The 25,469-nt window shown below is 71.3% G+C and carries 21 protein-coding genes; 11 read left to right on the forward strand and 10 right to left on the reverse strand.

Annotated elements, in window-relative coordinates; all coding sequences use genetic code 11:
• Positions 1–102: 102 nt before the first annotated feature.
• The gene (locus tag HH310_RS36125; protein WP_169180227.1) at positions 103–417 is read right to left on the reverse strand and encodes a type II toxin-antitoxin system PemK/MazF family toxin; all 315 of its coding nucleotides are present in this window, start codon (positions 415–417) and stop codon (positions 103–105) included.
• Between the two features lie 49 nt (positions 418–466).
• The gene (locus HH310_RS45630) at positions 467–1,876 is read right to left on the reverse strand and encodes a GGDEF domain-containing protein (RefSeq protein WP_169180228.1); all 1,410 of its coding nucleotides are present in this window, start codon (positions 1,874–1,876) and stop codon (positions 467–469) included.
• A 132-nt stretch (positions 1,877–2,008) separates the two neighbouring features.
• Between HH310_RS45630 and gndA the strand changes: the two genes are divergently transcribed.
• Positions 2,009–3,448 (forward strand): NADP-dependent phosphogluconate dehydrogenase, encoded by a 1,440-nt coding sequence (gene gndA, locus HH310_RS36135; protein ID WP_169180229.1) that lies wholly within the window; start codon positions 2,009–2,011, stop codon positions 3,446–3,448.
• A 66-nt stretch (positions 3,449–3,514) separates the two neighbouring features.
• Here gndA and pgm read toward each other — a convergent pair whose 3' ends face one another.
• A complete protein-coding gene (gene pgm, locus HH310_RS36140) occupies positions 3,515–5,146 on the reverse strand; it encodes a phosphoglucomutase (alpha-D-glucose-1,6-bisphosphate-dependent) (protein WP_169180230.1) in 1,632 nt (543 codons plus the stop codon).
• Positions 5,147–5,251: 105 nt separating this feature from the next.
• Between pgm and HH310_RS36145 the strand changes: the two genes are divergently transcribed.
• The gene (locus HH310_RS36145) at positions 5,252–6,901 is read left to right on the forward strand and encodes a copper resistance CopC/CopD family protein (protein WP_169180231.1); all 1,650 of its coding nucleotides are present in this window, start codon (positions 5,252–5,254) and stop codon (positions 6,899–6,901) included.
• Positions 6,902–6,955: 54 nt separating this feature from the next.
• Entirely contained in the window at positions 6,956–7,294 is a 339-nt protein-coding gene (locus HH310_RS36150) for an STAS domain-containing protein (protein ID WP_169180232.1), read from the forward strand.
• Positions 7,295–7,311: 17 nt separating this feature from the next.
• On the opposite strand, the gene HH310_RS36155 is transcribed toward HH310_RS36150, so the two are convergent.
• Positions 7,312–7,689, reverse strand: a complete 378-nt coding sequence (locus tag HH310_RS36155) for a hypothetical protein (protein ID WP_169180233.1) — start codon at positions 7,687–7,689, stop codon at positions 7,312–7,314.
• A 157-nt stretch (positions 7,690–7,846) separates the two neighbouring features.
• Between HH310_RS36155 and HH310_RS45635 the strand changes: the two genes are divergently transcribed.
• The 3 genes from HH310_RS45635 to yaaA are packed head-to-tail and all read left to right on the forward strand — an operon-like array spanning position 7,847 to position 10,553.
• Entirely contained in the window at positions 7,847–9,028 is a 1,182-nt protein-coding gene (locus HH310_RS45635) for a histidine kinase (RefSeq protein WP_169180234.1), read from the forward strand.
• 49 nt (positions 9,029–9,077) lie between these two features.
• Positions 9,078–9,701 carry a response regulator transcription factor gene (locus HH310_RS36165; protein ID WP_169180235.1) on the forward strand — a complete coding sequence of 208 codons (624 nt, stop codon included), beginning with the start codon at positions 9,078–9,080 and terminating at the stop codon, positions 9,699–9,701.
• Between the two features lie 51 nt (positions 9,702–9,752).
• Entirely contained in the window at positions 9,753–10,553 is an 801-nt protein-coding gene (gene yaaA / locus HH310_RS36170) for a peroxide stress protein YaaA (RefSeq protein WP_169180236.1), read from the forward strand.
• A 3-nt stretch (positions 10,554–10,556) separates the two neighbouring features.
• Here yaaA and HH310_RS36175 read toward each other — a convergent pair whose 3' ends face one another.
• A complete protein-coding gene (locus HH310_RS36175) occupies positions 10,557–11,174 on the reverse strand; it encodes an FKBP-type peptidyl-prolyl cis-trans isomerase (RefSeq protein WP_169180237.1) in 618 nt (205 codons plus the stop codon).
• Positions 11,175–11,389: 215 nt separating this feature from the next.
• On the opposite strand from HH310_RS36175, the gene HH310_RS36180 reads away from it, so the two are divergent.
• Both HH310_RS36180 and HH310_RS43345 read left to right on the forward strand, forming a co-directional pair.
• Positions 11,390–11,821 carry a hypothetical protein gene (locus HH310_RS36180; protein WP_169180238.1) on the forward strand — a complete coding sequence of 144 codons (432 nt, stop codon included), beginning with the start codon at positions 11,390–11,392 and terminating at the stop codon, positions 11,819–11,821.
• A 36-nt stretch (positions 11,822–11,857) separates the two neighbouring features.
• A complete protein-coding gene (locus HH310_RS43345; protein WP_312034556.1) occupies positions 11,858–16,141 on the forward strand; it encodes an MMPL family transporter in 4,284 nt (1,427 codons plus the stop codon).
• A gap of 981 nt (positions 16,142–17,122) precedes the next feature.
• Here HH310_RS43345 and HH310_RS36190 read toward each other — a convergent pair.
• Positions 17,123–17,869, reverse strand: coding sequence for an SDR family NAD(P)-dependent oxidoreductase (locus HH310_RS36190; protein ID WP_169180239.1), 747 nt, complete (start codon positions 17,867–17,869; stop codon positions 17,123–17,125).
• A 153-nt stretch (positions 17,870–18,022) separates the two neighbouring features.
• Here HH310_RS36190 and HH310_RS36195 point away from each other — a divergent pair, with 153 nt between their 5' ends.
• Both HH310_RS36195 and HH310_RS36200 read left to right on the forward strand, forming a co-directional pair.
• Positions 18,023–19,546 (forward strand): alkaline phosphatase, encoded by a 1,524-nt coding sequence (locus HH310_RS36195; RefSeq protein WP_169180240.1) that lies wholly within the window; start codon positions 18,023–18,025, stop codon positions 19,544–19,546.
• A gap of 12 nt (positions 19,547–19,558) precedes the next feature.
• Positions 19,559–20,812 carry a hypothetical protein gene (locus HH310_RS36200; protein WP_211193052.1) on the forward strand — a complete coding sequence of 418 codons (1,254 nt, stop codon included), beginning with the start codon at positions 19,559–19,561 and terminating at the stop codon, positions 20,810–20,812.
• Here HH310_RS36200 and HH310_RS36205 read toward each other — a convergent pair.
• The 3 genes from HH310_RS36205 to HH310_RS36215 all read right to left on the reverse strand — a co-directional run bounded on the left by HH310_RS36205 (position 20,809) and on the right by HH310_RS36215 (position 23,450).
• A complete protein-coding gene (locus HH310_RS36205) occupies positions 20,809–21,414 on the reverse strand; it encodes a VOC family protein (RefSeq protein ID WP_169180241.1) in 606 nt (201 codons plus the stop codon). The two genes, HH310_RS36200 and HH310_RS36205, sit on opposite strands and share 4 nt — an antisense overlap.
• Before the next feature lie 70 nt (positions 21,415–21,484).
• Positions 21,485–22,834 (reverse strand): NAD(P)/FAD-dependent oxidoreductase, encoded by a 1,350-nt coding sequence (locus HH310_RS36210; protein WP_169180242.1) that lies wholly within the window; start codon positions 22,832–22,834, stop codon positions 21,485–21,487.
• Between the two features lie 19 nt (positions 22,835–22,853).
• Complete coding sequence (locus HH310_RS36215) at positions 22,854–23,450, reverse strand: TetR/AcrR family transcriptional regulator (protein ID WP_169180243.1); 597 nt, start codon at positions 23,448–23,450, stop codon at positions 22,854–22,856.
• Positions 23,451–23,574: 124 nt separating this feature from the next.
• Between HH310_RS36215 and HH310_RS36220 the strand changes: the two genes are divergently transcribed.
• Positions 23,575–24,528, forward strand: a complete 954-nt coding sequence (locus HH310_RS36220; protein WP_169180244.1) for an alcohol dehydrogenase catalytic domain-containing protein — start codon at positions 23,575–23,577, stop codon at positions 24,526–24,528.
• Here the strand turns inward: HH310_RS36220 and HH310_RS36225 are convergent.
• Positions 24,512–25,426, reverse strand: a complete 915-nt coding sequence (locus HH310_RS36225; RefSeq protein WP_169180245.1) for a DMT family transporter — start codon at positions 25,424–25,426, stop codon at positions 24,512–24,514. The genes HH310_RS36220 and HH310_RS36225 overlap by 17 nt on opposite strands.
• Positions 25,427–25,469: the final 43 nt, after the last annotated feature.

Consider the following 25,469-nt stretch of genomic DNA (forward strand, 5'->3'; position numbering starts at 1 on the left):
TACGTCAGCGATTCGGCAACCGTCATCGTCCGTTCATCCGGCATCACCCGGACCAACGCTAAAACGAGCTAGCTCGTCACCCGATCGAGGCTCGTACGCGGGTCAAAGCTCGAAGAGTGCTCGCATCGCGTCGGTGAGGCGGACCATGCTGGCGCCGGTGACCATGCCGATGCGTTCGGCGCCGGTGGACGCCGGCAGGCGGCGCATCCGGTTCACCACCACGACTCCGGTGATCGGGTCCTGTTCGGTCAGTGCCACCGCGTACGGCGGGAGGTCGGTCGCGCCGCGCAGCCGCACGATCGGCGCGCAGAACGGGGACGCATTGGACCGTTCGTTGTAGTTGTCGCCCGACAGGACCAGGACCCGGTAACGCAGATCGGTCCGGCTGCCGATGGTCCAGATCTCGCCGCGCCTCATCTCAGCACGTCCCGATCGCCATGCGAGGCAGCGTACTCTCGCGCGGATCTTACGAGACGGCGAGGCCGCGCAGGGTCTGCTTCGCCCGATACATGGCGGCGTCCGCGCGGGAGATCAGCTCGTCCGCGTCCAGGGTGCCGTCGGAGATCACTTGGCCGATGCTGGAGCCGACCGTGACCTGCTCGCCGGCCAGCTCGAACGGCCGGGCCAGCCCCTGCTGAACATGCTCGGTGAGCCGCTTCGCCGCGGCCGTCTGATCGTGGTCCTCGCACAGCAGCAGGAACTCGTCACCCCCGTACCGGGCAAGGGTGTCGCCGTGCCGCAGGCCGGCCCTGACCCGCACGCCCACCTCGGTGAGCAGCTGATCCCCGGCGACGTGCCCGAGACGGTCGTTGACCTGCTTGAAGCCGTTCAGGTCGCAGAACAGCAGAACGACCGCCGGTCGCCCGCCGGCACGTTCGCGGGCCAGCGCGCCGCCCAGCCGGTCCAGCAGCTCGGCCCGGTTCGGCAGGCCGGTGAGCATGTCGTGGGTGGCGCGATGGCGCAGCTCGACCTCGGCGCGGGCGCGCTGCGCGGCGAGCCGGCCCACCCGGACCATCACCAACGGGGTCACCAGCAGGCTGCCGACGGCGAGCAGCGCGCCGTTGGTCGGCGCGCCGGCCATCAGACTGATGCCGACCATGACCGGGCCGGATCCCATGATCATGGAGTGGAAGAGCAGACGGCGGCTGCTGAGGTGATCGACGGCGACCGGGCCGGGGCGGTTCAGCTCCCACACCGCCGGGTCCAGCACGGTGAGCCCGACCATCCCGTACGACACCATGCAGAGCGCATCGACGACGCGGTCGCGGCCGGCCGCCGACACGGTGCCGAACATCCACGCCTCCAGCACGGTGGCGGCCAGGCCGGCCACCAGTCCCAGCAGGAACACGCGAAGCGGGCGCAGCCCCCGGTCGGTGAACCACAGCCGGGACATCGCGCCCAGCACGGCGCTGAGCAGCATGGTGCTGGCCAGCATCGCGAGCTGATCGCTCACCGGCGAGCCGAGCTGGTGCACGCGGTGGCCGAGCGGCGAGGTCCAGAGCATGCCGGCCAGCGCCACCGCGAGCACCGCGGCGTCCAGCAGACCACCGACGTCGCCGCTGCCCCGGCGCAGCACCAGCGCGGCCGCGCCGGCGAGCATCAGCGCGTGGCCGGCGTTGACCAGGACCTGCACGACCGCCGGTGCACCGGACGGCACCAGCGCGTTGCCCAGCGACAGCGAGGTCATCCCGAAGAGCAACAGCCACCACGGCAGCCGCGAACCTCGCTCGGTGCCCCGCAGCACGTAAACCAGACACGGCAGGACCATGGCGATGGACAGGACGTACGAGTAGATCCGCAGGCCGGCCGGGACGAACAGGTGCGCCGTGGCCACCGCGCCCACGGCGACGGCGAACCAGCGGCGGCCATTTCTCACAATGCGCTGATCGGTCGTACGGGGCCTGGTCTGAGGGTTCACCGCCGCGCGAACGGGCACCGTCGAACCCGGGCCGCGAACCACCCGTAAGAATGAGCGCGAGGGCATTGCAGCGAGGGAAGGACGTCAACGATGTCGGAGAAGGCACAGATCGGGGTCACCGGTCTGGCGGTCATGGGCCGCAACCTAGCGCGTAATTTCGCCCGGCACGGCCATACGGTGGCTTTGCACAACCGCTCGTACGGGCGGACGAAGGACTTGGTGGAGCAGTTCGGGCACGAGGGCACGTTCCTGCCGGCGGAGACCGCCGAGGAGTTCGTGGCCAGCCTGGAACGCCCCCGCCGGGTGATCATCATGGTGAAGGCGGGTGCGCCCACCGACGCCGTGATCGACGAGTTCGCGCCGCTGCTCGAAGAGGGCGACATGCTCATCGACGCCGGCAACGCCCACTATCTGGACACCCGCCGGCGGGAGGCGGCGCTGCGCGAGCGGGGCCTGCACTTCGTCGGTACCGGGGTGTCCGGCGGTGAGGAAGGCGCGCTGCACGGGCCGAGCATCATGCCGGGCGGGTCGAAGGAGTCGTACCAGGCGCTGGGCCCGCTGCTCGAGGACATCTCGGCGAAGGTGAACGGCGAGCCGTGCTGCGTGCACGTCGGTCCGGACGGCGCCGGGCATTTCGTGAAGATGGTGCACAACGGCATCGAATACGCGGACATGCAGCTGATCGCCGAGGCGTACGACCTGCTGCGTCAGGTGGGCGGGAACACGCCGGCGCAGATCGCGGAGGTCTTCGGCGGCTGGAACTCCGGCCGTCTGGAGTCGTACCTGATCGAGATCACCGCCGAGGTGCTCAAGCAGACCGACGCGGCGACCGGCAAGCCGTTCGTGGACGTCGTGCTGGACCAGGCCGAGCAGAAGGGCACCGGCCGCTGGACCGTGCAGTCGGCGCTGGACCTGGGCGTGCCGGTCTCCGGGATCGCCGAGTCGGTGTTCGCCCGGGCGCTCTCGGGCGGCGCGCAGGTGCGTTCGGCGGCCGCGTCGGCCGGCCTGCCCGGTCCGACCGCGTCGGCCGGGGCGCACGAGGGTGACCTGGTCGCCGACGTCGAGCAGGCCCTGTTCGCCTCGAAGATCGTCGCCTACGCGCAGGGCTTCCAGCAGATCCAGGCCGCCAGCGCCGAGTACGACTGGGAGATCGACCCGGGCGCGATGGCCAAGATCTGGCGGGCCGGCTGCATCATCCGGGCCAAGTTCCTGGACTACATCAAGCAGGCGTACGACAAGTCCCCGTCGCTGGCGACGCTGCTCGTCGACGACTACTTCCTGGACGCGGTCAGCGGCGCCCAGGACGCGTGGCGCCGGGTGGTGGCCACCGCCGCGCGGCACGGCATCCCGGCCCCCGGCTTCGCGTCCGCGCTGGCCTACTACGACGGCCTGCGCGCCGAGCGCCTGCCCGCCGCGCTGATCCAGGGCCAGCGCGACTTCTTCGGCGCGCACACGTACCGCCGTGTCGACAAGGAGGGCTCGTTCCACACGCTGTGGGCGACCGACGACCGCAACGAGGTCGACGCCTGAGGCTCCGGCGGGCCGGCCGCGGGGCCGGCCCGCCGGGCGGGCCCGCGCGGGCCCGCCCGCGTCAGCTCATGACAGAGCGGCCGAGACTACGTCGCGGGCCTCCTCCTGGATGCGGGCCAGGTGCTCGGGGCCCTGGAACGACTCGGCGTAGATCTTGTAGACGTCCTCGGTGCCGGACGGCCGGGCCGCGAACCAGCCCGACTCGGTGACCACCTTAAGGCCACCGATCGGCGCCCCGTTGCCGGGCGCGGTCGTGAGCACCGCCGTGATCGGCTCGCCGGCCAGTTCCTTCGCCTTGATCTGGTCGGGCGACAGCTTGCCGAGCACGGCCTTCTCCTCGCGCGTGGCGGGCGCGTCGATCCGCGCGTACGCGGGCTCGCCGAACTTCGCGGTCAGATCCCGGTAGTGCTCGCTCGGCGTGCGCCCGGTCGTCGCGAGGATCTCCGAGGCGAGCAGGTCGAGCAGGATGCCGTCCTTGTCGGTGCTCCACGCCCCGCCGTCGCGGCGCAGGAACGAGGCCCCCGCGCTCTCCTCGCCGCCGAACCCGATCGACCCGTCGAGCAGCCCCGGCACGAACCACTTGAAACCCACCGGGACCTCGACCAGCCGCCGTCCTAGATCGGCGGCCACCCGGTCGATCATCGAGGAGGACACCAGCGTCTTGCCGACCGCGGCGCCCGCCCCCCAGTCCGTGCGATTGCGGAACAGGTAGGAGATCGCCACCGCCAGATAGTGGTTCGGGTTCATCAGGCCGGCGTCCGGGGTGACGATGCCGTGCCGGTCGGCGTCCGCGTCGTTGCCGGTGGCGAGCTGGTAGCGGTCCTTGTGCTCGATCAGCGAGGCCATCGCGTACGGGGAGGAGCAGTCCATCCGGATCTTGCCGTCCCAGTCCAGCGTCATGAACCCGAACGCCGGATCGACCCGCGGGTTCACCACCGTCAGGTCCAGGCCGTAGCGCTCGGCGATCGCCCCCCAGTACGCGACGCTGGCCCCACCCAGCGGGTCGGCCCCGATGTGCAGGCCGGCCGCCCGGATCGCGTCCATGTCGATCGCCGCGGGCAGATCGGCGACGTAGTTGTCCAGGAAGTCGTACGTGTCAGCCTCGCGCGCCTGCGGCGCCGGCACCCGGCGGACGCCCTTGAGCCCGGCCGCGATCAGCTCGTTGGCCCGGTCCTGGATCCATTTCGTGGCATCCGTGTCGGCCGGGCCGCCGTTGGGCGGGTTGTACTTGAAGCCGCCGTCGTCCGGCGGGTTGTGCGACGGGGTGACCACCACGCCGTCGGCGAACCCGCTGGTGCGGCCCCGGTTGTAGGTCAGGATCGCGTGCGACACGGCCGGCGTCGGCGTGTATCCGTCGCGGCTGTCGACGAGCGTGGTCACGTCGTTCGCCGCGAACACCTCGAGCGCCGTGATCGTGGCGGGCTCACTGAGCGCGTGCGTGTCGCGCCCGAGGAACAGCGGCCCGTCGGTGCCCTGCGCCTTGCGGTACTCGACGATGGCCTGGCTGGTCGCGGCGATGTGATCCTCGTTGAACGCGGTTCGCAGGCTCGAGCCGCGATGCCCGGACGTCCCGAAGGCGACACGCTGCGTGGCCACCCCCGGATCCGGGTGTTCGGTGTAGTACCGGGAGACCACCCTCGGCACATCGATGAGATCGCTCGGCTCGGCCGGTTTCCCGGCCCGGGATGCGGGGGACATGGCGGCCTCCTTTGTACTTGAACCTGCGTGGAGCGTATAGACACCGGGTTCCCGGCACATCCGGGCGGGTTGAACCTTTCCGCTCCGCCATCCGAACTATTACCCGTGAAGGCCCCGCGCGTACTTCTGTTCCTCTTGATCGCGCTCGGCGCCCTGGTCGTACCGGCCGGTCCGGCCGAGGCACACGCGGCGTTGCTCGGCGCGACGCCCGCCCCCGGCAGCATCATCGGCAGCTCCCCGACCGAGATCGTGGTCCGCTTCAGCGAGGCTGTCACCCCCGTCACGGGTCGCGTGCAGGTGCTCGCCCCGGACGGCAAACGGATCTCCGGCACCGCCGTCGCGAACGGCTCGACGCTGCGCATCCCCGTCCGCAAGGCCGGCCAGCCCCTCGGCACCTACCTGGTCAGCTACCGCGTCATCTCCGCGGACACGCACCCGGTCGGCGGCGCCCTCACCTTCTCCGTCGGCGCGCCCTCGACCCGGCCCGCTCTCAGCGACACCGGCACCCATCGTTCGGTCACGCTTGTCACACCGGTCACGCGCTTTCTCGCGTACGCCGGGCTGACCCTCACCGCCGGACCCGCCCTGTTCCTGGCCTTCCTGTGGCCGGGGCGGCGCAGCCGGCGCGGGGCCGTCGCGCTCACGTTCACCGGGCTGGGGATCACCGCGCTGGCCACGCTGGGCTCGCTCTGGACGCAGGCCCCGGCCAGCACCGGTTCCGCCGTCTGGGACGTCTCCCCCACCGAGCTCGGCCAGGTGCTGGCCAGCTCGTACGGTGTGACGCTGCTGGTCCGGCTGGGCATCATCGGCGTCCTGGCGGGTCTGCTGCTGCCGGCGCTGCACGGCACCGCCTCGCGCACCCGCGGCGTGGTCCTGGCCGTGGTGGCGCTGGCCGGGCTGACCACCTGGCCAATCACGGGCCACGCGGGCGCGTCTCCGCTGGCGGGGGCGGTGGTCGCCGCCGACGTCGTGCACATCGCGGCGATGTCGGTCTGGCTCGGCGGCCTGATCACCCTGACCGTCTTCCTGCTGCGCGGCACCCATCCCCGGGTGCTGGGCACGATCCTTCCGGTGTGGTCGCGGTGGGCCGCCCTGTCCGTGGTGTGGCTGGTCGCGGGCGGCGTGGTGCAGGCCGTCGTGCAGGTCGGCTCGGTCGGCGCGTTGTGGCGCACGGAATATGGGAAGCTCCTGCTGGCCAAGGTCGCCGTGCTGGTGGTGACGCTGACCGTCGCCTCCTACGCCCGGCGGCTCGTCCAGCGCTCGCAGGTGCCGGCCGCCGGCGCCGCCCGGATGCGCCGCACGGTCGGCATCGAGGTGCTGGCCACCGCGGTGATCCTCGGGCTCAGCTCGGTGCTGGTGCAGGTGAACCCGGGGCGCAGCGCGACGGTCGACCAGGACGCCGTCCAGGAGGCCGGCGTCTCGCAGACGTTGTCGTGCCCGCTTTACACGCTGCAGTTCAACATCTATCCGGTCCAGGTCGGCGAGAACAACACGATCCACGCCTTCGCCTACACCCCGGCGGGGGCGCCGCAGCCCGTCCAGGAGTGGACGGTGACCTCCCGGCTGCTCGGCCAGGACCTCGAGCCGGTCAGCCAGCCGTTGCTCCCGCTGATCCCGAACCACCACGCGGCCGGCGCGATCACGTTCCCCCTGCCCGGCACCTACGAGGTGTCGTTCACGGTGCGCACCACCGACATCGACGAGGCCACCGTGAAGACGACGGTGACCGTGCCATCGGCATCCGCGACGAGGTGACTTCCGGCCTCGTTCTGGGCAGAGAGAAGGTGTCGCTCGCCTAAGGGGGCCGTTGTGCATGTTTCCGTGGTCGGTGATCCCGACGGCAAGGTCGTGGTAACCGTGCGTGGCAATCTCGACGTCGACAGCGCCACCGTGCTGACCACCGCCCTCGACCAGGTGCTCGAGCAGCCCGGCCCGATGGTCGTGGTCGACCTGTCCGGCGTGGAGTTCTGCGACTCCACCGGCCTGAGCGCCTTCGTCGTCGGCCACAACCGGGCCCGGGCCGGCGGCGGCTGGTTGCGGCTCGCCGGCCCGAACGCGTTTCTGTCGCAGCTGCTCGACACGGTGGGGCTGAGCCGGCGGCTCAGTGTCCACCCCACCGTCCCGGACGCGCTGACCGCCGAGCGCTGAGCTCAGGCCGGCCATGGCTAGGCGCTCGCCCGGCTGTGGACCGACCGCAGGGCCGGGCTGTTGACCAGAGCGACGACTCCCAGAAGTAACACGCCACAGACCGCCTGCTCCGCCCGCAACCACACCGGGAACGCGCCCGGCAGTGCCACGATGACGACGACCGCCACCAGCATCACCGCCGTGACGATGCGCAGACGAAGGAAATGCCGGCTGGAGCCGCGGCTCGCGCCGACCGTGAACCGCAGCGTCAGCAATGACGAGGCCGCCACGATGACGGCCCGCGTCCACACCGCGTCGGTGACCAGTTTCGGATGGTTCCGCATCAGCACGATGGCGATCACGGTGAGCAGGCTGAGCCCCACGTATCCCCCGACCAGTGCCTTGACCTTGTGCATTTTGTGCCCTCCTCGCGTTGTCCAGGAAAGGCTGCGCCACGGCGGCACCGGCGCACATCGGAGCACGGCATGGAATCGATCTCGGAGCACGCTCGTAGATCAGATATCGGACCACGGTCCGACGCGGTCTCATACCGTCGCGAAGTAATGTCCGGGCGTGGACCTCGTCGATAGCTCGGCTCTCACCGCTGCCAAGGACAAGCGGCGTGACGTGGTGCGGTGGCTGCGGCCGCTGGTGCCGCTCATCCTGCTGATCGTGGTGTGGACCGGCTTCATCACCGACCCGCGCCCGGGGCTCGCCGGCTCGTCGCTCGCGGTCTCGATCACGCTGGGCCTGCTGGTGCTCGCCGGCGCGGTCGCGGTGCCCACAATGGAGAGTAAGAGCCAGACTCACATCGGGTCGGTGCTGCTGATCCTCGCCGCCTCCATCGCGCTCATCTGGTTCCAGCCGGACGGCGCCGGCGTGGCCGGGCTTTTCGTCGGGTTGTCCCTGCTGATTCCGATCCTGCGGCAGAAGTTCGCGGCCATCATCGCCACCGGGGTCGTGATCTCGTTCGCGGTGGCCGCGATCGCGCAGGGCGTCCCGGCGGTGACCGCGGTGCTGACCGCGGTGACGATGGGCGCGTTCTACGGCGTGCTGTTTCTGGCGGTCCGGCTCGGTGAGGCCGTCAGCCTGTCGCAGCGCCTGGTGGCGGCGCTCGAGCACGGGCGCGAGGTCGAGGCGGAGGTGGCGCGGGCGGCCGAACGCCAGCGGCTCGCCCGCGAGATGCACGACGTGCTGGCCCACTCGCTGTCCGGGCTGCTGCTCCAGCTCGAGGGCGCCCGCCTGCTCGCGGTGACCGACCCCGCCGATCCACGCCTGCCCGCGGCGATCGCCAAGGCCCATCACCTGGGGCGCAGCGGGCTGGCCGAGGCCCGAAAGGCGATCGAGACCCTGCGCGACGACGATCTTCCCGGTCCGGAGCGGCTCGCCGGTCTGGCCGTCCAGTTCGAGAAAGATCGCGGCGTGCCCTGCCACCTGGCGGTCACCGGCACTCCGGCCGGGCTCGGCTCCGAGACGCGCCTGGCGATCTACCGCGTGGCGCAGGAGGCCCTGACCAACATCACCAAGTACGCCTGCCCGGACCGGGTGGACCTGCTCCTGGCCTACGAGGCGGCCGGCGTCCGCCTGACGGTCGAGGACTCCGCCATCGATCCGCACCCGCCCGACCCGCCGGCGGACACGTCGGGCGGCTACGGGCTGACCGGCATGCGCGAGCGCGCCGAACTGCTCGGTGGCACACTCACGGCCGCCGCCACCACGCGCGGCTTCCGCGTCGAACTGGAGGTGCCGCGATGATCCGAATGCCGGCCACGCCCGGCCCGCGCGCCGGCTCGGCGGTGCCCCGATGATCCGGGTGTTGATCGCCGACGATCAGCAGGTCGTGCGGGAAGGGCTGGCGCTCGTGCTCGGCTTGCTGCCGGACGTCGAGGTGGTGGGCGCCGCCGGCGACGGCAACGAGGCGATCGAGATGGCCGGCCGGCTCGAGCCCGACGTCGTCCTGATGGACCTGCGCATGCCTCGCTGCGACGGCATCGAGGCCACCCGGCGGCTCCGCGACCTGATGCCGGCGGTGCGGGTCGTGGTGCTCACGACGTATACCGACGACAAGTCGCTGCTCGAGGCGCTGCGCGCGGGCGCCCGCGGCTATTTGACCAAGGACGCCGGCGGCGAGGAGATCAGCCAGGCGCTGCGGCAGGTGCTCGACGACCGCGCGATGATCGACCCTCGGGTGCAGCACCACCTGGTGGACGCCCTGAACGCCGCCCCGGCAGCGCCGGACGGGTTGACCACCCGGGAGGCGGAGGTGCTGAGCTTGATGGCGCGCGGCCTGTCCAACGCGGCAATCGCGGAACAACTGGTCATCACGCCCCACACGGTCAAGACCCACATAACCCACGTGTTCGCGAAGCTGGGCGTCCGCGATCGGGCCCAAGCGGTCGCCTATGCCTATCAACAGGGCCTCACATGATGCCGCGCACGTCGCGACCGCGGGCGCGCCGGGCTCGTCTAATGTTCGGTGGTGCTGATCCTCTTGCCGCCTTCCGAGGGCAAAACCCCGCCCGTCGCCGGCGACCCCGTCGACCCCGCCTCGCTGTGGCTTCCCACTCTCGCGGGCGCGCGCCGCCGGGTCATGAGCCGGCTGGTCGCTCTGTGCCGGCGCACCAGTGCACGCTCGGTCGCGGAGACCTCGCAGATCCTCGGCATCGGGGACGGGCTTCGACACGAGCTGGGGCGTAACGCTGAGCTGCCGATGGCCCCCGCGGGACCGGCCGCCGAGGTGTACACCGGGGTGCTCTACGACGCACTCGACCCGGCGGGGCTCACCCCCGAAGCGCGGGACTGGGTCGATCGCAGCGCCGTGGTGTTCTCGGGGCTGTGGGGAGTCGTACGGCTCGACGATCGCATCCCGGCCTATCGCTGCTCGGTCGGCGTCACGTTGCCGGGGTCGATAGGCGGGCTCACGGCGTACTGGAAAAAGGCTTTGACCCCGGCCTTGAAACCGCGGGAAACGCGGGGGCCGATCCTGGATCTGCGGTCGGGGGCGTACGCGGCCATGTGGTCACCGCCCGCGGACGGCTCGGCGACCGTGCGGGTCCTGCACGAACGCACCGTGGACGGCACCCCGAAACGCTCCATCGTCAGCCACTTCAACAAGGCCACGAAGGGGCGGCTGGTGCGCGACCTCGCCGAGTCCGGCAGCACGCCGGAGACGATCGACGAGGTCGTAGGGGTGCTGCGTGATCTCAAATACCGGGTCGAGGAGCAGCCCGCCAAGGCGGGCCACCCTCGTCAGCTCGACGTCATCGTCGCGGAGCTGTAAGACCTACTGCGCGGCGAGGATGTCCACGACGAAGCGCAGGTCGCCCTGGCTGGGGCCGTACGCGAGATCGGCCGGCACGTCGAGCTGGATGCGGCTGCCGACCTTCTGACCGGGGACGCCCTGGTCCCAGCCCGGGATCACCTTGCCGACACCGATCGGCGTGCTGAACGGCTGGCCGCTGTCGAAGGACGACTCCAGCGGCTGGCCGGTCTTGTAGTCGACCAGCGCGTAGTTCACGGTGATCGTCTGGCCCGACTTGACGGCCGGACCGTCGCCGGGGATCAGCGTCGTGACCTTGAGCGCGCTCAGCGTCCCGGTGCCGGCCTTGACCACCGGCGGCTGCGCCAGCGCGGGCGGAATGTCAACCTGCGCGGGCTGCGCGGGCTGCGCGGGATCGGCCTGCGCGGGATCCGCCTGCTCGGCCGGCGGCGAGGCCGGCTGCGGCGAGGCCGGCTGCGTGGGCGCGGCCTGCGCGACCGCCCCGGTGTCCGGCTTCCCGTCGTCCCCGGCCTTGATCACGAGGAAGACGACGACCAGCGCGACGATGACGGCCACACCGGCGATGCCTCCGGCGAACGCCTGACCTCGACGCTTGGCATCCGCGGTGGTGGGGGTACTCATATTCGTCGACTCCTGGTCTACCGGCTGGTACGGGACAACAAGGGCAAGCAGAAACACACCGTACCCGGGGTGGTGACGGCCGCTGCGGAAACCTCCCCCGAACCGCCGATGTGGCTGATCAGCCGTCCGGTCGATCACTGTTTCCGCTCTGGTTCGTCACGCAACGAAGTGAGATTGTTTACCACTCATGCCAGCGACGACCTAGGAGGGGTCGGTTGCCGTCGACCGGAGAGGGTCGTGCCCGGCGCTCAACGGGCCCGCGAATCCGTCACGCGCTGAGCCCGCAACGGTTCCGCCGGACCGGCGGCACCCCAGTCGATCGCAGCGACGGCACTGACACCGGCGTCCGCACCTGCGGTAAGAACAACGGCTTCACCTTGACGGCTCCGGCCGGTACGAGCACCCGGGTGCTCAAGCTCTACATTGGAGTGATTTCGGCGAAGGGCCGGTTGGACGCGACACTTTCGGCCGGCTCGGCGACCGGTAGCAGCACGGTGGACCAGCACCCGGACACGCTCAAGTCCGCGGTGCTGACCATCCGCTTCCGCGCCCCGAGGACGGCTCAGTTGCGTCTGGACTGGACGACCGCCGAGGCGTACGGGCAAGGATGTGGCGGCGTGGCGCTGGAGGCCGCGGCACTCCGTTAGAAAACGGCCGGGGGGCCGTCAGAGAGGGGTTTCTTCGTGTTCGCGGGCTGGGGATCGTGGGTCGCCCGATTCCGATGGCCGGTGCTGTCCGTCGCGCTCGTCGCGGTGATCGGCGCCGGCATCTGGGGGCTGGGCGTGTTCGGGCAGCTCACCGAGGGTGGTTACAACGACCCGAACAGTGAGTCCACACACGCGTCGCAAACCGTCCAGGACGCGTTCGGCGCGCGCGGCGGCGACCTCGTGGTCATCTACACGCCGGCCAACGGCAAGATCGACGACCCGGCGCTGGGCAAGCGGATCCGGGACCGGCTGGCCGCGCTGCCCCCATCCGCGGTGGCGAAGAGCACGTCGTACTGGAATCAGAAATCCTCGCAGTACGTGGCAAAGGACAAGTCCAGCGCGATCGCGGTGATCACGCTGGCCGGCGACGACGACGACGCGAAGCTCGACTCCTACCGCGAGATCGACGACAAGTTCACCGTCGACGGCGCGACGGCACAGCTCTCCGGCGCGGTCGCCCTGGCCGACGCGTCCTCCACGCGCTCGACCTCCGACCTGGGCACCGCCGAGCTGATCTCGCTGCCGATCACGCTGATCCTGCTGGTGTTCCTGTTCGGCTCGCTGGTCGCGGCGTCGTTGCCGGTGCTCGTGGGCGGCGCCGCGGTGCTCGGCTCGCTCGGCGTCCTGCACCTGATCGCGTCGTTCCACGAGGTGAACTCGTTCGCGGTCAACGTCGCCAGCCTGCTCGGCCTCGGCATGGCCATCGACTACGGCCTGTTCATGGTCGGCCGCTTCCGCGAGGAACAAGCCGCCGGCCGTACGCCCGCCGAAGCCGTCAGCCGCACCGTCGGCACCGCCGGGCGTACCGTGGTGTTCTCCGCGACGCTGCTGATGATCGCACTGGCCGGCCTGCTGCTCTTCCCCCAGGGCTATCTCAATTCCCTCGCGTACGGGGGTCTCGCCGCCGTCTTCTTCGCCGCGGTGCTGTCGCTGACCCTGTTGCCCGCGCTGCTCGCGGCCCTCGGCAAGCGCGTCGACAAGCTGCCCGTGCACCTGCCCCGCCGCGCGAAGCCCAACCCGGTCTCCGGCTGGACCCGCCTCGCCGGCTTCGTGCTGCGCCGCCCGCTGCTGGTGGCCGTGCCGATCCTGGCCGCCCTGGTACTGCTCGCGTCCCCGATCCACAGTGTCAAGTTCGGCGACAGCGACGAACGGACGCTGCCCGCGAGCGACCCGTCCCGCCAGGCCATCGAGACACTCAAGGCGGACTATCCGCAGTTCTCCGGCAACGGCGTGCAAATCGTACTTCGCGGCGGCTCGGACACGTCCGCGTTCGCCGTGGCCGCCCGGCAGATCCCCGGCATCGCCCAGCTCTCCGCCGCCGAACGCGCCAACGGTGTCACGCTGTTCACCGCCACGCTGAAGAACCCCGACCCGTACAGCACCGAGGCCCGCGACATCGTGTCCGCGATCCGCGCGCTGCCGGTCCCGCGCGGCGCCGAGCTCCAGGTCGGCGGCACCACCGCGCGCAACGTGGACAGTCTGGAGGCCACCTCGGACCGCCTGCCCCTGATGATCGTTCTGCTGGTCGGCGCCACGCTGCTGCTGATGTTCCTGGCGTTCGGCTCGATCCTGCTGCCGATCAAGGCGGTGCTGGTGAGCGCGCTGAGCCTGAGCGCCACGTTCGGCGTGCTCGTCTGGATCTTCCAGCAGGGCCACGGCTCGGACCTGCTCAACGTCACCCCGGCCCCGCTCGAGGTCGGCATCGTGGTGCTGATGGCCGCCGTCGTGTTCGGACTGTCCACCGACTACGAGGTATTCTTGCTGTCCCGGATGGTCGAGGCACGCACCCGCGGCGCCTCCACCGCCGAGGCGGTCACCACCGGCCTGACCCGCACCGGCCGGGTGATCAGCGCCGCGGCCGCGTTGCTCATCGTGGTGACCGGCGCGTTCGGCCTGTCCTCGGTGACCACTATGCGCTTCGTCGGCGTCGGCATGATCGTCGCCCTGGTGCTGGACGCGACGATCGTCCGCATGCTCCTGGTCCCGGCCGTCCTCAGCCTGCTGGGCGACGCGGCCTGGTGGGCCCCCGGCCCTCTGCGGCGCCTGCAGCAGTGGGCGAGGCTTTCCGAGTACGCCGGTGACGAGGCGACACCCGCGGCCGCACTGCCCGGCCGGCACTCCGCCCCCGACGACACGGCGACCCGTCCCGGACTCGCCGGGCGGCGCGCGGCGTTGGCGCTGCCCCCGGGTCCGGTCGCGGAGGGTCGCGGGGAGGCGCTCGCGCTGCCGGCCGCGGCGGTTCCGCTGGCGCTGCCCGCGGGCCCCGGCGAGGTGACCGCGATGATCCCCCGAATCCGGGACGAGGAGCCGGCCGGCGCACCTGCTGCACCCAGCCCGGCAGGCGCGCCTAGCCCGGCGCCCGCCCTTGCGTCGGCGGCAGGGTCGTCCGACATTTCCGAAATGTCGGACGGGAGGCAAACGTCGGAGGCGGAAGACTCGGACCTTCCGGCATTCGGGCGCGCGGTCGCCGACCGGCCCGGGCTGTACTCCGCCGCCGCCGCGCCGGTCCAGCCGGCCGGCGACACCACCGATTGGTCCGCACCGGACGAGTTTTTCTTCGCGCCGTCCGGCAAGGCGATCGAGGTCCCGGCGACCGAGCCGCCGAAGCCGTGGGAGCGCCCGGCGCTGGCCGCCGTTCCGCTTCCGCCCGCTCTGCCGCCCGCCGACGCACCGCCCGCCGCCGCACGTGACGACGCCGGCCGGGACATCAGCGACTTCGAATCCACCCGTGATCTAACTGCGGCCGCGAGTCGCTCGACAGATCCACAGACGATCCGTATGGTCGCGCCCAACCTGGACGTCACCGGCCGCATGGAGGCAGCGGACGTGGAAGCAACCGGCGTGATCCCCGCTCCGCAAGCCGCACCCGAAACGGTTTCCAGCCCCACCCCCGCACCCGCACCCGCACCCGCACCCGCCGAGGCTCCGCGATCGGCCTCGCTCGCCGACACGCCACCGGCACCCAGCTACGCAGACACCCCGCGACCGGCAACCCCGGTTGATGCGCCGCGACCGGCAACCCCAGTTGATGCGCCGCGACCGGCAACTCCGGCTGATGCGCCGCGGCCGACGACCCTCGAACCGGTGCGCAGCTTCGAGCGCACCTTCGAGGCTCCCAGCGCGGAACCGGCGATGGCCGACCTCGAGGACCGCCTCAACCGGATCTTCGACCGCCCGGCCCCCGAGCCGATCGCGCCGGTCCTTCCGCGGCCGTCCCGAAAGCGGCCGGTCTCCCCCGCACCGGCGGCGTCCACACCGGCGGCACCGGCTGCGGCTGCCGGTGCGGCTGGGGCACAGGCACAGGCATCGGCATCGGCATCGGCTGCGACACCAGCAGCGGCACCGGAGCAAGCAATCCCGGCGCCCGCGGCCACGACATCGCCATTCGCATCGCCTGCGCACCCGGCCCCAACGCCACCGGTGACGACGCCGCCAACCCTGGCACCCGCGGCCTCGGCTGCGGCGGCGCAGTCACCTGACGGCGCATCGGCAGGGGCAGGGCAGGCACCTGCCGGCGCATCGGCATCGCAGACTCCCACCGCCGCATCGACATCGGCATGGGGCGCAGCATCGGCACCCGCGGCATCGGCGGCCGCGGCATCGGCATCGGCAACACCGCCGCCCGCCGCCCCGACCGCGCCGGAACAAATGGCCCCCGCCGCGGCAGCCGACACACCGCCGTTCGCGGAGCCGGTGCTGCCGGAACCGGTCGGCCGGGCCCCCGGAATCGCCGCCCCCTACGTCTCGGCACACGTATCCGCCCCGACGCGACCGGCCACCGATTCGACGCCGACGTTCGAGCCTGCCTTCGACACCCCCGCCGACCACCAGCAGGCCGGCGGTCTCAGCCACCGCCTTTCGAACCTCAGCGGCGGCTTCCGACGCACCGACCGCAACGAGATCCCGGCCCAGCGCCGCCCCTCCGACCTGAGCGATCTCCAGCAGCGCCCGACCGACCTCGCCGCCCTGCAGAACGCCGACCGCGGCATCCCGGGCTGGGGCCGTTCCGACGACCAGCCGCGACGGCGCCCGGCCACGCTGGCCGACCGGCCGGCGCTGCCGGCGAAGGCGACCGGCGGCGAACCGGAGACCGAACTCACCCACCGCCCCGCCGACCTGCGCGACCACTTGCGAGCCACCCGCCCGGCCGACCTGGGCCAGTACACCCACAACCAGAAACCGGAGCCCCCACGCCGCCCCGCCACGCTCGCCGACCACATCCCCGAGCAGCGCCACGCCCCAGACGACGAGATCCGCTAAAGACGGCGCACGGGGTCTCGGCACTGTTCGACTGCGCCGCCGGCGCCGCTGGCACCGCCTGGGCACCCCGACCTCGCCGCCGGCACCGCCCAGGCACATCAGCGACGCCGCCGACACCGCACGGCCACGCTTGCCCGGCCACGCTCGCCCGGCCACGCTCGCCTGGGCACCCCAACCTCGCCGCCGACACCGCCCAGGCACGTCAGCGACGCCGCCGACACCGCCCGGCCACGCTCGCCCGGGCACGCCAACCTCCCCGTTGGCGGCGCGTGAGCTTCGCCCGTCGGCGGCGCGTCAGCCTCGCCGTTGGCGGCCGAAGTCGCTGCGTGGCCGGTGGCCGGGAGCGCAGCACCGTAGCCGGGACGAGCTTTGCCGCGCCCCGGCCAGGTCAACCGGTGTCGGTTGCCGCAATGGAGCTCATAATGTGGGACGTGGGTCCATTGCACGGGACCGGCGTCCACATCGTGGCTGCTGGTCCGCAATGTGGGATCGGAGTCCACTGTAGAGTTTTCTTTCCTCCCCACTCGCGGCTTTTGTTCCCCCGCTCTCCTCGCCGTTTCGTGGACCTTGGATATTTATGGCTCGCATATGGGCGCAAGTCTCCAAGGTCGCGAGAAAGTCCACAATGTGGTCGCCAACGCCGCATAATGGGATCGGCCGCGAGGCATACCGCCCCAGCGCTGACAGGGCATGCGGCCACCGCACTGCGCGGCATGCGGCCAACACGGAGGCGCGGCATGCAGCCCAGGCGGAGGCGCGGCATGCGGCCCAGGCGCTGATGCAGCACAAGGCCTGCGCGGAGACGAGGCATGCGGCCCCACGCTGACAGGGCATGGCTCCCACGCTGACGCAGCGGCAGCCCTCGCGAAGAGGCAGCACGGCACCCCCCGGCCGAGACGCAGCACAACCCGCGCTCACGCGGCACCTAACCACCGCCGCGACGCGCCTGAGGCAAGTCACATGCGCCGCAGGAGGAATCCGCTACCGGAACACCAGCCCGCCGCCCACCTCGATGACCTGCCCGGTGAGCGCCCCCGACCCCTCCGAAACCAGCAACCGCACGGTCGCCACCAGATCCTCCGGCACCAGCGCCCGCGGAATCGCCTGGCTCGCCGCCAGCTGCGGCCGCTTCGCGATCGCCTCGGCAGTCATCGACGCGTCGAGCTCGTCCTCCCCCTCGGTCCGGATCGCCCCGGGCGACAACGCGTTCACCGTCACCCCGCCCGGCCCCAACTCCCGGGCCAGCGAACGCGTCAACCCGATCAGCGCGGCCTTGCTCGACACGTACGCGGGACCGGACGGCCCGCCCAGCCGCACGGTGGGTGAGACGACGTTGACGATCCGGCCCCAGCCGCGTGCCGCCATCCCGGCGCCGAGGGCCTGGGCGAGCAGCATCGGCGCGGTCACGTTCACCGCGAACGTGCGCTCCCACTCGTCCAGCGTCAGCGCCGGGAACTCGATGTTCGACGCCTTCGCCGCGTTGTTGACCAGCACGTCGACCGGGCCGGCCCGGGACGCGAGGTCGCGTACGGCTGCGGGGCCGGCCAGATCGGCGTCCAGCAGTTCCGCGTCGGCGCCCAGGTCGCGGCAGAGCCGGGCCACCCCCTCGGCCTCGTCCGAAGCCGCCAGGTGGTGCAGCAGCAGGGTGCGGCCGGGGCAGGCCAGCCCGACCGCGATCGCGGCGCCGAGACCCCGCCGCGCGCCGGTGACGAGAATGCGCTGATCCATGCCGTTCACCCTAATGGCCAGGGCGAACATCCGCCGGACAAGATCCGTTAACCATCCAAGGTGGACGGATTCATTCCTACATTTCAATTGATTGGTACGCCGGACGCGCCCCGGAAAAGCGGGATTTACCGTACGCCCGAAACGTCTCCGGGCATGACCAAGCTCCATCGACGCACGTTCGTCCTCGGCGGGCTCGCCACCGCGGGCGCCGTCGCTCTGTCCGGGCGTAGTGCGCAGGCAGCCGCGCCGTTCCCCTTCAAGCTGGGTGTCGCCTCCGGCGAGCCCGACTCCTCCAGTGTCGTCCTGTGGACCCGTCTCGCGCCCACCCCGACCAACGCGGACGGCCAGGGCGGCATGGCGAACGCCGACGTCGCCGTGGACTGGCAGGTGTCGACCTCCGACTCGTTCTCGTCGCTGGTCGCGTCCGGCACCGTGACCGCGCACTACGCCGACGCCCACTCGGTGCACGTGGTGGCCGGCGGGCTGCAGCCGGACGCCGAGTACTACTACCGGTTCCGGGCGCAGGGCTTCCTGTCGCCGGTGGGCCGCACCCGCACCGCGCCCGCCACCGGGACCTTCGGCACCGACCTGAAGATGGCCTTCGCGTCGTGCGCGAACTACGAGAACGGCTACTACACGGCGTACCGGCGGATGGCCGAGGACCGCCCCGACCTGATCCTGCACCTGGGCGACTACATCTACGAGGGCGGGGCGGGCAGCGGCGTCCGGCAGCACCTGGGCGCCGAGATCGTCTCGCTGGCCGACTACCGCCGCCGGTACGCGCAGTACAAGTCGGACCCGGACCTGCAGGCCGCGCACGCGATCGCGCCGTGGCTGGTGGTGCCGGACGACCACGAGGTGGAGAACAACTACGCGAACATGGTGCGTGCCGACAACAGCCCGGCGCTGACCGCCGCGCAGTTCGCCGCCCGCCGCACCGCCGCGTACAAGGCGTACTACGAGAACATGCCGCTGCGTCCGGCGCAGGCTCCCAGCGGCAACAGCATTCCCCTCTACCGCCGCGTACGGTGGGGTCAGCTCGCCACCTTCCACATGCTCGACACCCGGCAGTTCCGTGACGACCAGGCCAACGGTGACGGCTGGAAGGTGAGCACGGCGGCCGACGACGTGAACCGCACGCTCACCGGCGCCGCCCAGGAGGCGTGGCTGCTCGACGGCCTCGGCCAGCACCTTGGCACCTGGGACATCCTCGGCCAGCAGGTGTTCTTCGCCCGGCAGTTCGACGCGAGCGGCGCCGCGAACATGGATGCCTGGGACGGCTACCGCGCCTCGCGCAGCCGCATCCAGACAGGCTGGGTCAACCGGGCGGTGCGCAACCCGCTGGTGCTGACCGGCGACGTGCACGCGTCGTGGGCGAACAACCTCAAGCAGGACTACGCCAACTCGAACTCGGCGGTCATCGGCACCGAGCTGGTCTGCACGTCGATCACCTCGGGCGGCGACGGCTCGGCGGCGACCGCGATCCCCAACGCCGCGACGAACCCGCACCTGAAGTTCTACTCGAACCGGCGCGGCTACGTGCTGACCACCGTCGGGCGTACCCAGGTGCGTGCCGACTTCCGTTCGGTGGCGAAGGTGACCGAGCACGACGCCGCCGTCAGCACCGCCAAGTCGTTCGTCATCCTCGACGGCCAGCCCGGCCTCCAGGCCCTTTAGGAGACCCCGCCCATGCTGCCCCTCATCTCCGGACTCCTGTCCGTCGCCCTGGCCGCGACGAGTGTGACCTGGTCGACCGCGAACAGCGACTCGACCGGCGACCAGGACACCCCGGCCATCGCCGCGAACCGCAACGGCGCCGTCGCCGTGGTCTGGGAGGACGACAAGGACACCGACGACCCGGCGAACGACAACCACCAAGAGATCTACATCCGGTACTACCTGAACGGCGTCGCCAAGTTCGAGAAGAAGCTGTCCGCGGGCGGCACCGCCGGCACCCAGTGGCGGCACCGCACCCCGGACGTCGGCCTCGACGACAAGGGCAACGCGGTCGTGGTCTGGGCCGACGACCCGGACGGCAACGGCGTCTACAACATCCCGTTCCGGGTGGTGTCGCCGACCGGCACGATCCTCGGCTCGGGTCAGGCGAACGCGGACGCCGCGGGCAACCAGATCCTGCCCAAGGTGGCCGTCGATCCCGATGGCGCGCCCAGCAGCACCACGGCGGTGGCGTTCACCGTGGTCTGGGAGGACATCCAGGGCACGGTCTACACCGTCAAGGCCGCCGGATACACCGGGACGACCACCAAGGCGTACGAGAAAATCGCCAGCCAGACCACCGGGCAGCACCACCGGCCGGACGTGGCGGTCGACGCCAGCGGTGACGCGACCATCGTCTGGGACGAGGACGCCGACGCCAACGGCTCGTACAACGTGGGCCTGACCCGGCTCGCCAAGGCGAACGGCGCCGTGCTGCTCACGCCGCGGGTGGCCAACGTCAACACCGGCGGCCAGCAGCGGCACCCGGCGATCGCCGAGGACTACGCCGGGGACTTCACGGTGGCCTGGGAGTCCGACCACACCGGGACCGCGGGCGTGTGGACGCGCTCGTTCACCCCGGCGGGCGCCGGCCGGCACAACGAGGTGCAGGCCTCAACGACCACCGGCGCGGCCTCTCCGGTAGTCGGCGTCGACGACGTGGGTGTCTCGGTGGTGGGCTGGACCGCCAGCCAGGACGGCTGGCTGCGCGGCTTCAACACCGACGGCACCACGACCGGCCGGCTGGCCGCGCAGACCCTGACCCAGACCACGACCGGCCGGCAGGACCAGTTCCAGGTCGCCGTGTCGCCGTGGTCGGAGGTCACGGTCTGCTACACCGACGACAACGACGGCAACGGCTTCGACCAGGTCCTGATGGGCACCGGCGCCACCAACAACGACGGCACCTGGCTGCGCAGCCTGGCCGTGGAGCGCGGCATCCTCTAGGCGGGGTCGACCCCGGTGGCCTTGGCCATGTACCGGGCGTACCAGGCCGGCCAGTTCGCATCGGGCTGGCCGGTCTCCTGCTCGTGCTTGCCGTGCGCGGCCTCGGCGTCGCGCAGCGCCGATTCCAGGTCGCCGACCGAACGGTAGATCACTTCGTTGACCCGGCCCGGCAGCCGGTTCGTGACCTCCTGGATCACGAACCCGTTGCCGTCCGGGTCCTCGAAGGACAGGAACGAGCCGTACGAGGAACGGTCCGGGCTGGGTCCGGCCACCCGGGCGGTGGTGCCGCCGTGGTGGAAGACGCCGCCCGCGTCGTGGAAGACCTCGCTGACCTTGACGCCCTTGGCCGCCAGCTCGTCGTGCGCCGCCATGATGTCGTCCACCACGAACTGGGTGCCCTGGTTCGAGCCGGGCGCGGCATCGGTGATCGCGGTGCCGAAGATGATCGAGGTCAGCGACCCGGGCGGCGTCATCTGCACGACGCGCAGCCCGTCACCTGCGGTGAAGTCGGCGTCCTCGCGGCAGCCGAGGCCGGCCCAGAACTCCTTGGCGCGGTCCACGTCCGAGACGGGCAGTACGACGATCTCAAGCTTCAGGTCCATGAACCCACCTTGGCGCACCGGCCCGGCCCATCGCCCCAGGGAGACTCCCTGGGGCGTACCCGGGTGTGATCTAGATTCCCAGGGCGTTGAAGAGGTAGAGCCAGATCTCGCTGCGGGTCGGGAACGGCGGGATCGCGTGGCGCAGGCGGGTGATCGGCACCTCACCGACGATGGCGATGGTCGCGGCCTGCAGGAAGTCGGACACGTCGGTGCCGGTGAAGGTCGCCCCGACCAGCACGCCGCGGTCCTCGTCGACGATGAACCGGGTCGTCCCGCGCGGGTTGCCGAAGAAGGCGCCGCCCGCGTTGCCCTCGGTCGCGATGTCCACCGAGCGCACGTTGCGACCGGCCTCGGCGGCCCGCGCCGCGGTGTATCCGACGGCGGCGACCTGCGGCTCGCTGAAGATCACCCGCGGTGCGCCGAGCCCGTCGGCCGGGTGCGCGGCCACCATGTCGCGGCCCAGGATGTCGCCGGCGGCGATCGCGGCCTGGTACTTCGCCATGTGCGTGAACAGCGCCCGGCCGTTCAGGTCGCCGATCACGTAGAGCCAGTCCGAGCCGGGCACCCGCATCCGGTCGTCGACCTCGATGAAGCCGTCGGTGTCCAGGCCCAGATCCTTGCTCAGCGGCGTCCGCCCGGCCGCGATCAGCACCTCGGCCGCGGTGGCCGTGCTCCCGTCCTTGAGCGTCACCTCGACCTTGTCGCCGTCGCGCCGCACGGCCACCGCGGACTGCCCGGTGCGGATGTCCGCGCCCTGCTCGGTCAGCGACTCGGTGACCTGCTCGCAGGCGAACGGCTCCTCCCGGTGCAGCAGCCGGTGCTCGCCCTCGACCAGGATGACCCGCGATCCTAACGACGTGTACGCCTGGGCCATCTCCACGCCGACCACCCCGCCGCCGATGATGACCAGCGACTCGGGGATCTCCTGGCTGGTGGTGGCCTCGCGGTTGGTCCACGGGCGGGACTCCGCCAGCCCGTCGATCGGCGGGATCGCGGCCCGGGTGCCGCCGGCCAGGATGACCGCGCGGCGCGCCTCCAGGATCTCGTCGCCGACCTCGACCCGCTTGTCGCCCGCGAGCCGGCCCCAGCCGCGCACCAGCGTCACGCCGCGCTCCTCGAGCCAGGGCAGCTGGCCGCTGTCGTCGAGGTGCCCGATGAGATCGTCGCGCCGGTCCAGCACGGCGCGCACGTCCAGCTTTCCGGACACCGCTTCCCGTACGCCGGGGGTCCGGCGCGCCTCGGTCAGCAGCTCGCCGGGCCGCAGCATGGCCTTCGACGGTATGCAGGCGTAGAACGAGCACTCGCCCCCGACCTTGTCGGCCTCCACGATCGCCACGTCCAGGCCCGCCTCCGCGAGACGACCCGCGGCGACCTCCCCGCCAGGCCCGGCGCCGATCACGACCACATCAAATGTCTGCATGCCCGCAATGATCCGCTGTCTAGGCCGGCGGCACGGCGAAAGGGTGCCCGAGGACCCGCGGGAAGGCGATGGCGAGGAAGTCCTCCACCGGGGCCGGGCTGCCGGTGACCTTCGCGAGCAGCACGGCACCCTCCCAGGAACTGCCGAGGAAGCGCGCGGCCGCGTCCGGGTCGGTGCCCTCCGGCAGCAGGTTCTCCTCGGCGGCGCGGCGCACGGCGTACGTGATGGCGGCGAACCATTGGTCGAACGATTCGCGCACCGCGTCGTCGACCTTCGTGCCGGTGCGGCCCACCTCGCCGCCGAAGTTGCCGAGCAGGCAGCCGCGTGTGTACTCGTCGCCGCCGAGGTCGTCGCGCAGCCAGGTGAAGTGGCGCCGCAGCGCGTCGATCGGGTCGGCGCCGGGCTCCATCAGGATCTCGGCCCGGCGGCTGCGCGCGTACGCCTCGACGACCAGCACGCCGAGGTCGTCCTTGCTGGGGAAATGGTTGTAGAACGAGCCCTTCGGCGCGCCGGCGCGGGCGGCGATGCCCGCGACCCCGGTGGCCGAGTAGCCCTTCTCGTGGAACTCCGAGGCGGCCGCGTTCAGCAGCGCGTCGCGGAGACTGCGTTGCGCCATGCGAGGCAGTCTAGGCGCAAAACGACCGACCGTCTAAAAGTCATTCATCTCACCTTCGCCCCGTCAAAGTGACCGATCGTCTTAGAGTGGCGACGACGTACTCGGACAGAGCAAGGAGCCGGCGATGAGCCGCTTGATCCTTCCCGCCGTCGGCGGGGATCCGGTCCTCGAAAAGGACTACGACCTGACCCTCGGCGACGACGACGTACGTGTCGCCATCGACGCCGCCCCGATCAACCCGGCCGACCAGCTGTTCATGCTCGGCTGGTTCGGGGTCTACCCGAAGGTGCCCAACCAGCTCGGCGCCGAGGGCACCGGCCGGGTGGTGGCCGCCGGCAGCCAGGCCGACCGGAGCCTGGTCGGCCGGCGCGTGATCGTGCTGCCCACCTTCGTGCACGGCACCTGGGCGAGCGAGGTCGTCGTGCCGGCCGCCAAGGTCGTCGCGGTGCCGGACGCCGACCCCATCCAGCTCGCGATGCTCGCGGTGAACCCGGCCACGGCGTACGCGCTGCTGCATGACTACGTCACCCTCCGGCCGGGCGACTGGGTGGGGCTGACCGTGGCCAACTCGGGCGTCGGGCAGAACCTGATCGCGCTGGCGAAGCGGGCCGGCCTCAAGGTGCTCGCCGTCGTCCGCAGCGAGAGCGCGGCCGCCCGGGTCCACGCCGACATCGTGCTGGTCGACGGCGACGACCTGGCCGCGCGGATCGGCGAGACGAAGCTCCGGGTCATCTACGACGGCGGCGCACCGGATCTGAGCAAGCTGCTGCCGGCGCTGGAGAACGGCGGCACCGTCGTCTCGTTCAGCGCGGTGACCGGCGAGTCGCAGACGATCCCGTACCCGGACCTGTTCTACCGCGACGTCCGGCAGCGCGGCTTCTACATCATCCGGTGGGTCGAGCAGACCCCGCGGGCCGAGCTCGTGCGGGTCTACACCGAGCTGGCCTCGCTGGTCGCGGACGGCACGCTCAAGGTCGATGTCGAGGCCACCTACCCGCTGAGCGCGTATCGCGAGGCTCTGCAGGACGCGGGCAAGGACGGGCGTACCGGGAAGGTGCTCTTCACCCCCCAGGCGTGAGACGACCGGGGGCCGCCGCGACCAGCTCGCCGGCGGCCCGCCGGGGCCTCTCCGGCCGGGTGGACAGCCAGCAGCCGGCCAGCACCAGCAGGAACCCGGCGATCGTGCTCACCCCCACGCTCTCGTCCAGCACCAGCACACCGAGCAGCACGGCCACGACCGGATTCATGTACGTCACCAGGCCTGCCTTGTTCGATCCGGCGAGCGCGATCAGGCCGTAGAAGGCGAGCAGCGCGACAGCGGTGCAGAGCACACCGAGCGCGACCAGCGACGCCCACCCGTTCGCCCCGACCTTGCCCGCGTCCGGCAGGTTAAACAGCGCGAACGGCAGCAGCACGACGGTCGCGACGGTGGTGGTGCCGCCGGCCAGGGCCTCCGGCGGGATGTCCGCGGCCTTGCGCTGCACCAGAATCGTCGCCACCCCGTAACTGACCGCCGCGGCCAGCACCATCGCGGCGCCCAGCAGCCCGTACTTGTCGCCCGAGACGTCCAGGCCGACGAGCACCGCGACGCCGGCGAAGCCCACGACCAGCCCGGCGATGCGCACCCGGCTCAGCGGTTCGGTGCGGATCAGCAGCAACGCGATCACCACCGGCTCGACCGCGATCAGCAGCCCGGTCAGCGACGACGAGATGTGCGTCTCGCCGTAGGTGATCAGCGTGAACGGGACGACGATGTGCACCACGCCGAGGATCGCGATGGTGCCGAGCCGCCCGCGTAACCGCCGCAACGTGCCGCGCGTCGCCGCCACCGGGATCAGCACCAGAGCCGCGATGAAAACGCGCCCCCAGACCACGAACACCGGCGACATGTCATCGATGGCGATCTTGATCAGGAAGTACGGGATGCCCCAGAGCACCGAGACCAGGAGGAAGAGAAGCCACGCGCGTCGATTCACAAGCTCAGCCTGGCCACCTACGGTAGTAAGCGGTAGTGCTGAC

It is taken from the genome of Actinoplanes sp. TBRC 11911 (assembly GCF_012933445.1).
GTDB lineage: Bacteria > Actinomycetota > Actinomycetes > Mycobacteriales > Micromonosporaceae > Actinoplanes.